This window comes from Bacillus sp. SRB3LM (assembly GCF_015712745.1).
GTDB lineage: Bacteria > Bacillota > Bacilli > Bacillales > Bacillaceae_G > Bacillus_A > Bacillus_A thuringiensis_K.
This window is the reverse complement of record NZ_VWVQ01000103.1, coordinates 828798-842715: the sequence shown is the minus strand read 5'-3', so window position 1 is coordinate 842715 and position 13918 is coordinate 828798. Positions and strand designations below refer to the sequence as shown.

The window sequence follows — 13918 nt, the reverse complement described above, 5'->3', positions numbered from 1 at the left end:
AAAACTATCCAAAAGGATAGTTTCTTACACTTCAATATTCCGCAATATCGAATAAATGTCGTTATTCACTTTACCAAATGATTTAATGTTATTTTGAATGTTAGATAATAAAACAACATATACACTACCATTTTTACTAAATCCGTTTAAGCAATTCCAACCTGGCATTACACCGTGATTCGAATAGCTTCCTGGGTCTACGTACCATCCAAACCCGTAATCCTTTTTTCCACCCGTAAACATTTGATCGTAACTCTCTTTTGAAATTAATTTACCAGAGAATAGTGCTTCGTTAAATAAATATAAATCATGCGCACTTGTGTATATATCACCACAACCATATAGTTGTGACATGCTCGGAATATTAGGTGTTGTCATATTATTATTTACTATTTTATAACCCGTTGATGGGAATCTTGTTTGTTCTAACGCTGTGCCAAAACCAGAATGTTTCATACCCGCAATAGCAAAAATATGTTGTTTAATATATTCTTCGAGCGACTGTCCACTTACCTTCTCGGCAATGTATGCAAGTATAGAGTAGTTCGAATCAGAATACTTCCACTTCTCTCCTGGACCACCAATACGCTTTTGATTTCCTATCCGCTTTATCAGTTCTTCATGAGAAATATCTTCTTTTCCCTGCTCATATTCGGGAATCCCTGATGTATGTGTTAATAGATGTTTTAGCTGAATACTATTACCTTGAGGAAAGTCTGGAATATACTTTGCAACAGTATCTTCTACTTGTAATTTATTTTGATCTTTCAACTGCATAATAGCGGTTGCCACAAACGCCTTTGAAATAGAGCCAATATAAAAAGTTGTCTCTGAATTATTTGGTACTTGCTGCTCTTTATTTGCCATACCATACCCTTTATTCAGAAGAACTTTTCCGTTCTTCACAATAACAGCTGTCCCGCTAAATCCTGCGTTTTGTAAATACTGGTCCAATTGAGCGTTTTCATTAATTTCTTGAGGTGGTCCTTCAGCAGGTTTCTCCGCTGCTTGCGCTTGCTTCATTTGTTCTTCCTGCTCTTTTTGTTTTTGCTTCTGTACTTCTTGTTTCTTTTTTTCTTCTTTCTTTTTTAACTCTTCTTGTTTCTTCATTTCTGCTGCCGCTTTTAAAGTTTCTTCTTTCTTATTATGCGCAACAATTTTTGTATACATGAAATATACAAGTGATAATAGTAAGACGAGAATGATTGTTCTTTTTATGTATACAATCGGCCGATGTGCTTTCCCATTCGCATTATTTTTTTCCTGATCCATAATTGCTTTTTTCCCCTTACTCACCAATAATTTAATTCCTCTACTAAAGATTCGTTTTAGTAGATTATGGATAATCCATTCTATATCATCCCTACTTTATCACGCACTGCACATATTACCAACCTATATGTACAAAAAAGAAAAAGAAAATTTACAAAAGTAAGATTCCCGTTAAATTATTAACAAAAAAAAGAGGATATCCTCTAAAAAATTGATGTTATCAATCTTTTTGGATATCCTCTAATCTCATTATTTATACGTGTTTTTTCATATCATCGGCAACAGATTCAACATTTGTACCTACGATAACTTGTACACTTGTGTCACTTAATTTCATAACACCTTTTGCACCTGCACGTTTTAATGCTGCTTCGTTTACTTGACCAGCATCTTTTACTTGTAAGCGTAGACGTGTTGCACAGTTATCAATAACTGTTAAGTTTTCTTTTCCGCCTAAAGCTGCTACGTAAGTTTCACCAATTGAACCTGCAACTGGTGCATCACCATCTTCAACTAACTCATCGTCATCTTCACGACCTGGAGTTTTTAAGTTGAACTTCTTAATTAAGAAGTAGAATACTGCAAAGTAAATTGCTGCATAAATCAAACCGATACCTGCTAGTAATACAGGTTTTGTTGCAATACCAAAGTTAATAATATAATCAATAGCACCTGCACTAAATGTGAAACCATCACGAATGCCAAGTGATGTTGTTATGAATAAAGAAAGACCTGTTAATACTGCATGCACACCATATAATACTGGTGATAAGAACATGAATGAGAATTCAATAGGCTCTGTAATACCAGTTAAGAATGAAGTTAATGCTAGACCAGCTAACATACCAGTAACTGCTTTACGCTTTTCTGGTTTAGCAGCTGCAATCATTGCGAAACATGCTGCTGGTAAACCAAACATCATAACTGGGAAGAAACCAGTCATAAACATACCCGCTGATGGATCTTTTGCAAAGAAACGAGCAATATCACCATGAACCAGATCACCAGCTGCATTTGTAAAGTCACCAAGTACAAACCAGAAATAAGTGTTCATGACATGATGTAAACCGATTGGAATTAATAAACGGTTTAATAATCCGAATAACCCTGCACCAATTGAACCTAAGTTTACAATACCGTGTGACACTGCATCAATACCAGTTTGGATTGTTGGCCAAATTTGACCGAATAATAATCCTAAAAGAAGCATTACAATAGACGTAATGATTGGTACGAAACGTTTTCCAGCGAAGAATCCTAACCATTCTGGTAGTTTAATCTTATGGAATTTGTTGTATAGTAATCCAGCGATAACCCCAGCAATAATACCACCGAGTATGGCCATATTTATTTTGGGCGTCAAAGCTGCTGCTTTAGAAACTTTATTCATCGTATCCGCTAATTTAGTTGGATCTACTGAACCGACTAAATCTTGAACACTTTTTAATTTATCATTTAATTCTGCTGTTGAGTAAGTAACACTTAAAGCATTAGTTGTATTCTTCATAACCAAATAACCAATTGCACCTGCAAGACCAGCTGCACCACTACCATCCACTGAAAGACCGATTGCAACACCAATTGCAAAAATAAGTGCTAAATTATCAAAAATTGCTGCACCGGCCTGTGCCATAACAGGAATGTTTAATACGTCTTCTTGTCCTAGACGAAGCAATAATCCTGCTGCTGGTAGTACTGCGATCGGAAGCATTAAAGCTTTACCAATACGTTGTAAAAACTGCAACATTTTAATTCCCCCTAATTAAATTTATGAAATCGTTATCATTATAAGTACGCTTTAGAAAACGCTTTCTATTACATAACCATAATAACATATAGTTGTATAGATGTGTAGTTTTTATTTCTGAACTTTTTATGGATAAATCTCCTATTTCCAAACTGTTATATAAAAGGAAAATTCTCCTTTTTAAAATACAGAATACTCGAAACGAAAGATCTATTATAGCACATTGAACTTTCGTTTTATCATTCCACTTTTTCATGTTATTATTTATTTCCGAGCATATCGGGAAAAGTAAACTTAGTTAATTCAAAATAGGAGCGTTGGTACTATGCAGTGCATTGAAACAAACAACTTACAACAGTTGTTAGAACAAGTAAAACCATATACGAAAAAAGGCAAACTTGCTACTTATATCCCCGAACTAGGAAATGCAAATCCAGACGATTTAGGGATTGCCATTTTCCATAAAGAAACAGAATATATCCATGCAGGCAACTCACAAACACTATTTACTCTTCAAAGTATTTCCAAAGTAATTACACTTGCACTTGCCCTTTTAGACCGTGGTGAAGAATATGTATTTTCTAAAGTTGGAATGGAACCAACGGGTGACCCATTTAATTCTATTATTAAGTTAGAAACGACAAGTCCGTCCAAACCCCTTAATCCAATGATAAATGCAGGAGCATTAGCTATTACAAGCATGTTAGCAGGAAAAGATAACGAGGAAAAAATGGAACGTATTCTTCATTTTGTACGTGAAATAACAGATAATCCTACTATTAATTATTCCTCTAAAGTTGCCGATTCAGAACTAGAGACAGCTTACCTAAACCGTTCACTTTGTTATTATATGAAACAAAACGGAATTATCGATTGTGATATTGAAGAACTTATGGATTTATATACTCGTCAATGCGCAGTTGAAGTAAACTGCATCGATTTAGCACGTATCGGCTTAATTTTTGCAATGGATGGATATGATCCATATAAAAAGAAACAAATCATCCCTAAACATATTACAAAAATTTGCAAAACATTTATGGTCACATGTGGTATGTATAACGAATCTGGTGAATTTGCAATTCGTGTTGGTATTCCTGCAAAAAGTGGTGTAGCCGGTGGTATTTTTGGCTGCGTAAAAGGAGACATGGGAATCGGTATTTTCGGACCAGCTTTAGATGCAAACGGAAATAGTATTGCCGGTTTTAAAATTCTTGAACTTCTTTCTGCTCAAGAAGGTTGGAGCATTTTTTAATCGCGAGTTATCCTGCTATACTAGCAGGATTTTTTATTTCGCCAAAACCTTACTTTTGTCAGGTATCAATCTTCTTACAAAAACAGTGCTGAAAGTTTCTCTATATCATGCATATTTGTTCCCCCCTCCTGAATAATATAGTACAACCTAGCGCTATATGTGGAGGTGTGAAAGATGAAACTAATATTTCAAATGGGAAAACAACCTGTTCTTGAAAAAACAATCCTTCTTTTTATATTGAGTATTGTAGAAAGCTTGAAGTTAAAAGTTGTTTCACTCGACGAAGCTCACCGATACATATTCAATTTAGAAGTACTTGAATTATTAATGGATCGGAACATCGATGATCAAGTACTTGAACTTATTCATTTCGGGATGGGACTTGAAGACATTTATCATGTGCTTCCTGAAGAACTTGAGCATACGATCGAGGAATTAAAGTGGCTTTGCATTCAAGTATTAAGTGAGTACAGTATGCATGAAGAATCCGAACAATTAATTGAAGATATACGTTAAAAAAGCACCTATGTAGGTGCTTTTAATGTTTTTTTAAACTATTTTTATACGCCTCAATATTTACTGGTAGCTCTTCCTCTTCCAAAGTATGTTCATTTACATCTTTATGAATGAACGCACCTTTAGGTGGTTGATGATCATGCCCTTTTTTCTTATGATCAAATGCTTTCCCGCGTCCCATACAAATCCCCCTTTCTTAAAAGAAATCCGTATTAGTATGGAGAAAAGTACGTCGATATATGCAATCTCTTGCTGTATTTCCAAGGAAATACTCGAACCTTGTTTTCTACTCTCCTTACAACAACTGATCGATCCCAATAAGAATTAATAATAGTCCTGCGATAACTGTCGCCCATTTCCCTAAGTATTCTGCTAAAAATCGTTTTCCTACATACGCAAAACCACTAATACAAATAAAACTAAACACCCCAGAAATAGTCGCTGTAAGCCAAAGATTTAAATTTGTTACCCCTGCATCAAATCCACCTGCAATATTATTAATAGACAACGCAACTCCTAAAACAATTGCTTCTGAGAAACTAATTGTTTTAGAACCATCAAAATCTGCTTTTTCCGGATCACGTAAAATGCCTATAAGTACATTATCTTCTTTAGAACCTGCAGTATTTTTTTGACCCAAGAAAGGCTGACATAAAATAAACACACCGATTATCCCTAAAACGATTGCTCCAATCAGATTTGCTGTAAACTCTGAAATAAATAACGCAATCCAGTTTCCAAAAAATCCAGCTAGTAAAGTAAATAAAAATCCAAAGAATGCGATGATAAAATTGTTAAACCACGAAATACGAATTTTACGAATGCCATATGCAATTCCAACACCTGCATTATCTAAATTAGAAGCGATCCCGATTAAAAAAATTGAAAATAAGCCTACCGTACTCATAAATAGTCACCCCTTTTTCTCACTTTTCAATGCATATTATGAAAATGTTGAGCAACTGTGCCTGTCTGTTTCATATACTTGTAATAAATGCTCAATATTTTTTCAACAATAAAAAGGAGTGCCTTCGCTATGCCTAAAGAAAATCCAAATGAGCAGCTTAGTAGATTAATAAAAAAACTTTTAAAAGAACGTGCCTTATCTATGCGCCAACTAGGAATACTTACAAATATTGATCCTGCAACAGTCTCAAGAATTATTAATGGCAAACAACCGCCAAAACAAAAACATCTACAAAAATTTGCAGAATGTCTGCAAGTTCCACCCCAATTGTTATTTGATGAAATGTACCCTGATTCTCCTCACATAAATAAAGAAAAAACAGATATGTACACATCTCTTGATACCATTCAGCAAACTTTACAATCCTCTAACTTATTCGATTTCGATTACACTACAACTCGCGTAAAACAAGAACTCGAAAATTACGAACGCTATGCCCAGACAACAGAAGGCGAAAAACGTATTCATGACAGTTTTGCAAGCAAATTAGAGCAAATTGATAGTGCTGGTCCTTTTATTGAACAATTAACAGATATGTATCAACAATTTTGTAATGAAACCATTTCAAAAGAAGAACGTGCAGTTCTTGGGAGCGCATTACTTTATTTCATATTATCGACAGATATTATTCCCGACTATCTCTTTCCAATTGGCTATTTAGATGATGCGATTGCCGTTGAATTAGCGAAAGAGAAATTAATTGAAATGAAACGAAAGACATAGAAAAATAAAGAACTATTTCAGTTGTTTATATTCAACACTGAAATAGTTCAATAAAAAATCGTACAAGTATACATACTCGTACGATTTTACTGTACAAATCTATTTTTTCGTGTGGCACCATTCATATATAAATGCTGTTATCACTTTTGTAAATTCAATTAACTGTTCAACTTCAACTTTCTCATTTACAGAATGTGCTTCTTCTAATGTACCTGGTCCATATATAATCGCTGGAATATGAAATTCACTAAACCAACCACCATCCGTTACCGTTGCAGACATATCTAAAATTGCATTTTTAGAAAGAATTGATTCATGTACTGAGCTAAGCGTTTTTACAGCTGTATGTTCACTATCTATTTCTAAAGAAGGGAAAATTTCGCCACGATCCACAATCATTGATTCTCCGCCCCACTTAAATTGTGGCGGATTTTCACTTAACCATGGATCGGCAGCTGCCACCTTTCCAATATACTCTTCAATTTCTTTTATTATTTGTTCATGTGTTTCATTCGGATAAAAGTGCACTGTTATCCATAACCGGCACTCATCCGCAATAAAAGCTGCATGTCTTCCACCCTCAATAACAGCTGGATTAATTGTTGTTGTTCCAGATGGATAGCCTTCATATGTTTTCATAACTGCCCAGTGGCGCTCTAATTCTTGTAAGCTTTGCACAATTTTCATCATTTTTTCAATCGCACTCGCTCCAAATAAACATCCTCCAGCATGGATCATTTGTCTGCGCGTTGCATCATGAAACGTTTGCGGACTTTTCACTGTAATCCATCCAGTAATGACACCGCCTTGTCCTTGCATATGTAAATCGCTCGTATCCACTACTACTGCAAAATCAGCATCGTAACCTCGCCTGCAGCATTGAAGTGTACCTGCCTCTCCAACTTCTTCTCCAATTACGGATTGAAAGATTAAATCTCCAGGTAATTCAATACCAGCTTCTTGTAAAAGTTGAATGGCAAATAGCGCTCCAGCCAGCCCACCTTTCATATCTGCTGCGCCACGTCCAACTAACCAGCCATCTTTTATAAATGGATCAAATGGATTCGTTTCCCACGCCTCATCTGCTGACACTTCAGCTACATCCATATGACCATTAATAATAAGACTTTTATATGAGTCACTTTTTATTCCTTTTTTAACTCCGACAACGTTCGGATCATTCGGATATACATCCCATTTATCAATACTAAAATTTCGTTTTCTTAAAAAATCTGCAACAAATTCTTGCGCTTCATTTGTATTTCTCGCTGGTGGTGCTGGTGTTTCAAAACGAATTAATGTTTTTGTAAGTTCTAACAATTCCTCTTTCCTTGAATCTATTTGTTTTAACAACTGCGAAACTTCTGGATTCATCGCTAATTCCCCTTTGCATACATAGTATGTTTCCAGCTTTATTTTCACAAAAAAAGAGACTGTTTACAAATCTTACAGTCTCCAAATTAATTCATATTATAAACTCTCTACTTCCGTCGTATTTGTCTTTTCAATATGTTCTACTTTACGTGCCTTATTTCTTGTCGCACGGTAAAACAGTAAACAAACAATCATAAATGGAATACCACAATACAATGCCATTCTTTGTTCTGGAATAAAGGCCATTCCAACGATTACTGTTAAATTTAATACTAACGCAAGAAGTGGTACAAATGGATACAATGGTGTTTTAAATTTCAATTCTTTCACATCCCCGCCCTGCTTTATGTATGACCTTCTAGCTAATAAGTTAGATAGAGCAATAGATGCCCAAACTAATATCGCCCCGAACCCGGCAATAGAAAGTAGCCATAAATAAACTGTATCTTCCGCATAAATACCTGATAGTAATGAAAGGCAACCTACAATTGTACTTACAATCAATGCATAAATAGGAACACCGTTTTTAGATAACTTACCAAAAATCGGACTAATCATTCCTTGATTAGACATAGACCATAGCATACGAGAAGTTGCATATAACCCTGAATTCGCAACGGATAGCACTGCTGTAATGATAACAAAATTTATAATATCTGCTGCATAAGGAATACCAATTTTATCAAATACAACTACAAATGGACTTTCAATTACTCCCGCTTGTTGCCAAGGGAATAGTCCAGCAAGAATAAAAATAGATAGTACAAAGAAAACAAGTATACGCCAAACTGTATTGTTAATTGCCTTCGGGATTGTTTTCTCTGGATTTTCACTCTCACCTGCTGCAATACCAACTAATTCTGTTCCTTGGAAAGAAAAATTAACTGCAATCATCGTAATTAAAATGGCTGATAATCCATTGGGGAACAATCCACCATAATCAGTAAAGCTAGAGAACATCGGTGCTGGTTCATTTCCTTTCATATCTAGAAAACCAAACATTGCCGCCCCGCCTAAAATAATAAATGCAATAATTGTAATTACTTTAATACTTGCAAACCAAAATTCCACTTCCGCAAAACTTCTTGAAGATAACGCATTAATAGCAAAGAGCAGTACCGCGAACACTACACACCAAATCCATGACGGTACATCAGGAAACCAACGTTTCATCAAAATACTAACTGCAATTAATTCAATACCTATCGTAGCAGACCAGTTTAACCATGACATCCATCCCACTACATAACCTGCTGCAGGGGAAATATGCTTTGTCGCATACGTTTGATAAGACCCTGCGTCAGGCATCGCAACAGCTAATTCTCCAAGACAGAGCATCGTTAAATACATTACAAATCCACCGACAAGATACGCTACAATTGCTCCTCCAGGTCCAGCCTCATGAATCGTATAACCTGACCCTAAAAAAAGTCCTGTACCAATAACTCCACCGAGTGCAATCATAAATATGTGCCTACTTTTCAATTCTCTTTTTAATCCTTGGTTTTGATCCATCATATAAATCCCCCCTTTTCACTTTGCCAACCCATTTAATGTAAGCGTTTTTAAAAGTATTCATTGTAAAAATAATGATTGAAAAGAGCAAAAATACACGTCACTTACATTAATCACTGCCTGTTACTAAAAGATCATCCCTTACTGTTATTAATAATTTTTGATCAGCAATAGCTTGTCCTTCTACTACTTCTAATGATTCAATATAACCACTGATCCCTATCTTAATTTCTACTTTCTGTTTATCTATCGTTTCAATTAACGCTAATTTCTCCCACTCGTATACGTAAGAACTTTCCGTAACAAATAACTTCTCTACTTTTCCATAACAAGGACTATACACGCCTTCTATAACCGTCTTCACTTTATAAACTCCTCCTTCTTTTTAATTGGTACTGAAACGTTGCATATCCCTCCTTTAGAGATTTCAACTATTATTTATGCAAAATGCGTACCAATCTCCAATTCCTATTTAAAATGAAGGTTTCTCAAAAAAAAATGTTTATAACCGCAAAATTTTTCTATCATTTGAAAAGTTTTAAGAGAAAAATAGCAAAAAATTTTTGCGATTTTATGAGAATTTTAATAAAATTATAAAAAGTCAGTCTTCATAGGGTAAAATGAGGAGAAGATGTTACATGCATACAGAAGAAATTAATTTTAAACAAATTATTGAAATGAATATGCTATATGAAACTTTACTCAATGAACTCGATATCGGGATTCATATTATTAATGAGGAAAGTAAAACGATTGTCTATAACCGCAAAATGATGGAAATTGAATCAATGGATCGCTTAGATGTGCTATATAAAAGCCCTTTAGAGGTGTTTGCATTTGAAGAAAATAAAAATAGTACTCTTATAGAGGCATTAAAATTTGGAAAAACAAAGAAAAATATAAAACAAACGTATTTTAATAATAAAGGACAAGAAATTACAACGATTAACGATACTTTCCCTATAACAGAAAATGGAAAAATCAAAGGCGCTATTGAAGTATCAAAAGAAATTAGTAACTTAAAGCAAACAATAAAAATGAGCCCTTCTCGAAAACAAAGCACTAAATTTACCTTTGATCACATAATTGGTGATTCTGAAGCCATTCAATCAATCATTACAGAAGGAAAAAGAGTAATTCGTACATCTTCCTCCATACTTCTAGTAGGAGAAACAGGCACTGGTAAAGAACTATTTGCACAAAGCATCCATAATGAAAGTCAGCGTTCAGGCAAACCCTTTATTTCACAAAACTGTGCCGCTATACCTGATACATTAATGGAAAGCCTACTATTTGGAACAAATCGAGGTGCCTTTACAGGAGCAATAGATAAATCAGGCTTATTCGAAGAAGCAAACGGAGGAACTTTATTATTAGATGAAATCAATTCATTAAGCCCAATACTTCAAGCTAAGTTGCTGCGGGCTATACAAGAGAAAACAATACGAAGAATCGGAGGTACACACGAAAAAGAAATTGATGTTCGTATTATAGCAACTATCAATGAAGATCCCTTTGAAGCCATCGCACATAATCGATTAAGAGAAGACTTATATTACCGATTAAGCGTCGTTACTTTATGTCTTCCGCCTTTACGTGAAAGAAAAGAAGATATTTCAGCTCTTGTTCAGCACTTTATTGAAAAATATAATACTCAATTCGGGCTCAATGTAACCGATGTAGATGTAAATGTAAGAGAATTTTTCTATGCATACGATTGGCCTGGAAACGTACGGGAGTTGGAACATATAATTGAAGGTTCCATGAACTTGATAGAAGCTGAAACCATCATTACAGCGTTTCAGCTGCCTACTCGCTTTCGCGAACGAATAAAAACAGAATTCAATATGCAACATGCACTAACTAATCACAATACTGATACACCTAAAACTTTAAAACACACAATAGAAAAAATGGAAAAGAACTACATTAACCAAATTCTTAAAGAGAATCATGGAAACATCTCACAAGCTGCAAAATTTTTAGGATTAAGTAGGCAAAACTTACAATATCGAATTAAAAAACTGCGTTTACACATATAAAATAAACATGTCTCCAAGTGTAAAAACAACTTGGTAAAATATGTTACAATAAACATATAACATGCTAGAAATGGGCTATATATATGAGTAATGATAAAAAATTAAAGTTATTACAATACTTATACTTTTTCCCTGCCATGCTCTGTATGATGTTATTCATTAATGCCGATGTAAGCAGCTCTCCTTATGCAAAGCTATTAGGAACAATTTTTAGCTCCTTTGCAGCTATTATGCTTGCTGCTTTTTGGAATTTGAAGCTACGTATAAAAAACGAAAAATCTTCGTAATACTAAAAAAATCGAGCTACTTAGCCCGATTTTTTATTTGCCATTAAAACTCAACATTCTCTAAATACAACCCACTTGCCTCAGCAAGACAATTAATTTGATTGCGCTGCTTTTCCTCTAAAATGTTGGGAATTGCTTCAGCATCTAATTGTCCTAATCCAACTTCAATTAATGCCCCGACAATTTTTCTTACCATATTATGAAGGAAGCCGTTACCACTTACTCTAATTTGTACAAACCCTGCCTCTTCCATCACATCAAGTGTATATACTTCTCGAACCATAGATTTTTTCTTTGATTTCGCATTTGAAAAAGCAGTAAAATCATGTGAACCAACTAAATGTTTCGCAGCTGCTTTCATGCTTTTCACATTTAATTTTTTATTCACATGCATGCTATATTTACGCATAAATGGATTTGTATGCTCTTCATTCCAAATTTTATACAGATATGTTTTTGCTTTAGAATTGTAACGAGCATGGAAGCGATCATGTACTTCTTCCACATTCGTAATGCTAATATCATTAGGTAAATATTGATTTAAATATTTTTTCACTTTATGTTCCACTAACTTCTCATCACTTTGAAAGTTAGCAACTTGATTCAAAGCATGTACACCAGCGTCTGTTCTACTACAACCGATAATTTCAATTTCTTTTCCGACCATTTCAGAGATGACACTTTCGATTTTTCCTTGAATCGTATTATCGTTATTACCGAGACGTTGCCATCCTTTAAAACGTGCACCATCGTACTGAATCGTTAATTTATAATTGTACATTTCATTCTCCTTCATAGAAAATATTCCCTCATACCATGAGGGAATATTAATAAACTTTACTTTCTAACAAGCTTCACTACATTTTCTACGTGAGCTGTATGCGGGAACATATCAACTGGTTGCACATACTCCACTTCATAGCTCTTCATTAATACTTGTACATCACGTGCTAATGATGAAGGATTACAAGACACATACACAACTTGTTTCGGCTTCACTTTTAAAATTGTTTCCAGTAATTTATCATCGCAACCTGTACGTGGTGGATCGACAACAATTACATCTGGACGCCATCCTTCTTTTACCCATTTCGGTAACCATTGTTCAGCTTTACCTGCTTCATATTTCGTATTTGTAAATCCGTGACGCTTCGCATTTTTTCTTGCATCTGCAATCGCTTCTGGAATTACATCCATACCACGTACTTCCGCTGCATCATTTGCAAGCCAAAGTCCGATTGTACCAACGCCACAATACGCATCTACAATTTTCTCATTGCCTGTTAAAGCAGCGGCTTTTTTCGCTTCATTGTATAAAACAACCGTTTGTTCTGGATTCAACTGGAAGAATGCACGTGCTGATAATTCAAATGATAAATCACCAAGTGTTTCTTGAATTACTTCTTTTCCAGCCAATTTAAATGTTTTATCACCGAAAATAACAGATGTTTTACGCCAGTTTACATTTTGCATAATTGATTTAACAGCTGGCATCTGTTTTTGTACTTCTGCGATAAATTGCTCTTTATTTGGCAATTCTTCTTTTGTTGTAATAAGTGTAACTTGTACTTCCCCTGTTTGCACTGCAGTACGTGTCACAATTGTACGTACTAAACCTTTTTGCTTTTTCTCATTATAAATAGAAACATTTAACTTTTCTAATATACGTCTTACAACTTTTGTCGCTTCATTCGTTGCTTTATGTTGAATCATACAATGAGCAATATCAATTAACTGATGTGAGTTTTGTTTATACAGCCCTGTAATAACCTTTTCGTCTTTACGCCCCACTTGTAGTTGACTCTTATTACGATAATGCCATGGATTTTCCATGCCAAGCGTCGGACGAATTTTCTCTTCCAAACCGTTGTTCATATACTTCTGGAATGCTTGTACAACGATATCACGCTTTTGATTTAGTTGTTCTTTATAGTCTAAATGTTGCAATTGGCAACCGCCGCACTCCTCATATACTGGACACGGTGCTTTCACACGATGCGGTGAAGCTTTACGAACTTTTTTCACTTTCGCTTCAGCGAAGCCACGCTGAATTTTCGTTGTTTCTGCAACAACTTCTTCTCCTGGTAATGCCCCTGGAATGAAAACAACTTGTCTCTTAAAATAACCAACGCCTTCTCCGTTAATCCCAAGACGTTTAATTGTCACAGGAAACGTTTGACCAACTTCCAACTTACTCTCATGTTGCTTTTGTATCATTAT

The 13918-nt window shown here is 34.9% G+C and carries 14 protein-coding genes and 1 pseudogene; 5 read left to right on the top strand and 10 right to left on the bottom strand.

Annotation, left to right across the window (positions count from 1 at the left end):
- Window positions 1-24: 24 nt before the first annotated feature.
- From F3I02_RS31415 to F3I02_RS34780, 3 genes and pseudogenes are all read right to left on the bottom strand, one after another.
- The gene (locus F3I02_RS31415) at window positions 25-1272 is read right to left on the bottom strand and encodes a serine hydrolase domain-containing protein (protein WP_065224820.1); all 1248 of its coding nucleotides are present in this window, start codon (window positions 1270-1272) and stop codon (window positions 25-27) included.
- Window positions 1273-1525: 253 nt separating this feature from the next.
- On the bottom strand, window positions 1526-3019 hold the full coding sequence (gene nagE, locus F3I02_RS31410) for an N-acetylglucosamine-specific PTS transporter subunit IIBC (protein ID WP_065224819.1): 1494 nt from the start codon (window positions 3017-3019) through the stop codon (window positions 1526-1528).
- Between the two features lie 141 nt (window positions 3020-3160).
- Window positions 3161-3275 (bottom strand): annotated as a pseudogene (locus tag F3I02_RS34780) (transcriptional regulator).
- A 69-nt stretch (window positions 3276-3344) separates the two neighbouring features.
- Here F3I02_RS34780 and glsA point away from each other — a divergent pair.
- Entirely contained in the window at window positions 3345-4274 is a 930-nt protein-coding gene (gene glsA / locus F3I02_RS31405) for a glutaminase A (protein WP_001149850.1), read from the top strand.
- A gap of 174 nt (window positions 4275-4448) precedes the next feature.
- A complete protein-coding gene (locus tag F3I02_RS31400; RefSeq protein ID WP_000766604.1) occupies window positions 4449-4790 on the top strand; it encodes a DUF3969 family protein in 342 nt (113 codons plus the stop codon).
- Between the two features lie 22 nt (window positions 4791-4812).
- Here the strand turns inward: F3I02_RS31400 and F3I02_RS31395 are convergent, their stop codons facing one another.
- Window positions 4813-4971, bottom strand: a complete 159-nt coding sequence (locus F3I02_RS31395; RefSeq protein WP_000532409.1) for a hypothetical protein — start codon at window positions 4969-4971, stop codon at window positions 4813-4815.
- 114 nt (window positions 4972-5085) lie between these two features.
- Window positions 5086-5697: a sporulation membrane protein YtaF gene (ytaF, locus tag F3I02_RS31390; RefSeq protein WP_074593018.1), complete on the bottom strand. Its 612-nt coding sequence runs from the start codon at window positions 5695-5697 to the stop codon at window positions 5086-5088.
- A gap of 129 nt (window positions 5698-5826) precedes the next feature.
- Here ytaF and F3I02_RS31385 point away from each other — a divergent pair, with 129 nt between their 5' ends.
- Entirely contained in the window at window positions 5827-6480 is a 654-nt protein-coding gene (locus tag F3I02_RS31385; protein WP_196478767.1) for a DUF1232 domain-containing protein, read from the top strand.
- A gap of 99 nt (window positions 6481-6579) precedes the next feature.
- Here F3I02_RS31385 and F3I02_RS31380 read toward each other — a convergent pair whose 3' ends face one another.
- The 3 genes from F3I02_RS31380 to F3I02_RS31370 form a co-directional block, all read right to left on the bottom strand.
- Window positions 6580-7854 (bottom strand): acetylornithine deacetylase, encoded by a 1275-nt coding sequence (locus F3I02_RS31380; RefSeq protein WP_048538464.1) that lies wholly within the window; start codon window positions 7852-7854, stop codon window positions 6580-6582.
- Window positions 7855-7950: 96 nt separating this feature from the next.
- Entirely contained in the window at window positions 7951-9372 is a 1422-nt protein-coding gene (locus tag F3I02_RS31375) for an amino acid permease (protein ID WP_196478766.1), read from the bottom strand.
- A 106-nt stretch (window positions 9373-9478) separates the two neighbouring features.
- A complete protein-coding gene (locus F3I02_RS31370; protein WP_000859489.1) occupies window positions 9479-9733 on the bottom strand; it encodes a biotin/lipoyl attachment domain-containing protein in 255 nt (84 codons plus the stop codon).
- A gap of 274 nt (window positions 9734-10007) precedes the next feature.
- On the opposite strand from F3I02_RS31370, the gene F3I02_RS31365 reads away from it, so the two are divergent.
- Together F3I02_RS31365 and F3I02_RS31360 are read left to right on the top strand one after the other, a co-directional pair.
- Window positions 10008-11411, top strand: a complete 1404-nt coding sequence (locus F3I02_RS31365; RefSeq protein ID WP_000556692.1) for a sigma-54 interaction domain-containing protein — start codon at window positions 10008-10010, stop codon at window positions 11409-11411.
- 83 nt (window positions 11412-11494) lie between these two features.
- The gene (locus F3I02_RS31360) at window positions 11495-11698 is read left to right on the top strand and encodes a hypothetical protein (protein ID WP_196478765.1); all 204 of its coding nucleotides are present in this window, start codon (window positions 11495-11497) and stop codon (window positions 11696-11698) included.
- 43 nt (window positions 11699-11741) lie between these two features.
- On the opposite strand, the gene truA is transcribed toward F3I02_RS31360, so the two are convergent.
- The gene (gene truA / locus F3I02_RS31355) at window positions 11742-12479 is read right to left on the bottom strand and encodes a tRNA pseudouridine(38-40) synthase TruA (protein ID WP_002181877.1); all 738 of its coding nucleotides are present in this window, start codon (window positions 12477-12479) and stop codon (window positions 11742-11744) included.
- A gap of 56 nt (window positions 12480-12535) precedes the next feature.
- Window positions 12536-13915: a 23S rRNA (uracil(1939)-C(5))-methyltransferase RlmD gene (gene rlmD, locus F3I02_RS31350; protein WP_000615224.1), complete on the bottom strand. Its 1380-nt coding sequence runs from the start codon at window positions 13913-13915 to the stop codon at window positions 12536-12538.
- Between the last annotated feature and the right edge of the window lie 3 nt (window positions 13916-13918).

Coding starts and splice junctions, on each gene's coding strand:
- F3I02_RS31415 (WP_065224820.1), bottom strand. CDS start 1,272: ATGGATCAGGAAAAAAATAATGCGAATGGGAAAGCACATCGGCCGATT.
- nagE (WP_065224819.1), bottom strand. CDS start 3,019: ATGTTGCAGTTTTTACAACGTATTGGTAAAGCTTTAATGCTTCCGATC.
- glsA (WP_001149850.1), top strand. CDS start 3,345: ATGCAGTGCATTGAAACAAACAACTTACAACAGTTGTTAGAACAAGTA.
- F3I02_RS31400 (WP_000766604.1), top strand. CDS start 4,449: ATGAAACTAATATTTCAAATGGGAAAACAACCTGTTCTTGAAAAAACA.
- F3I02_RS31395 (WP_000532409.1), bottom strand. CDS start 4,971: ATGGGACGCGGGAAAGCATTTGATCATAAGAAAAAAGGGCATGATCAT.
- ytaF (WP_074593018.1), bottom strand. CDS start 5,697: ATGAGTACGGTAGGCTTATTTTCAATTTTTTTAATCGGGATCGCTTCT.
- F3I02_RS31385 (WP_196478767.1), top strand. CDS start 5,827: ATGCCTAAAGAAAATCCAAATGAGCAGCTTAGTAGATTAATAAAAAAA.
- F3I02_RS31380 (WP_048538464.1), bottom strand. CDS start 7,854: ATGAATCCAGAAGTTTCGCAGTTGTTAAAACAAATAGATTCAAGGAAA.
- F3I02_RS31375 (WP_196478766.1), bottom strand. CDS start 9,372: ATGATGGATCAAAACCAAGGATTAAAAAGAGAATTGAAAAGTAGGCAC.
- F3I02_RS31365 (WP_000556692.1), top strand. CDS start 10,008: ATGCATACAGAAGAAATTAATTTTAAACAAATTATTGAAATGAATATG.
- F3I02_RS31360 (WP_196478765.1), top strand. CDS start 11,495: ATGAGTAATGATAAAAAATTAAAGTTATTACAATACTTATACTTTTTC.
- truA (WP_002181877.1), bottom strand. CDS start 12,479: ATGTACAATTATAAATTAACGATTCAGTACGATGGTGCACGTTTTAAA.
- rlmD (WP_000615224.1), bottom strand. CDS start 13,915: ATGATACAAAAGCAACATGAGAGTAAGTTGGAAGTTGGTCAAACGTTT.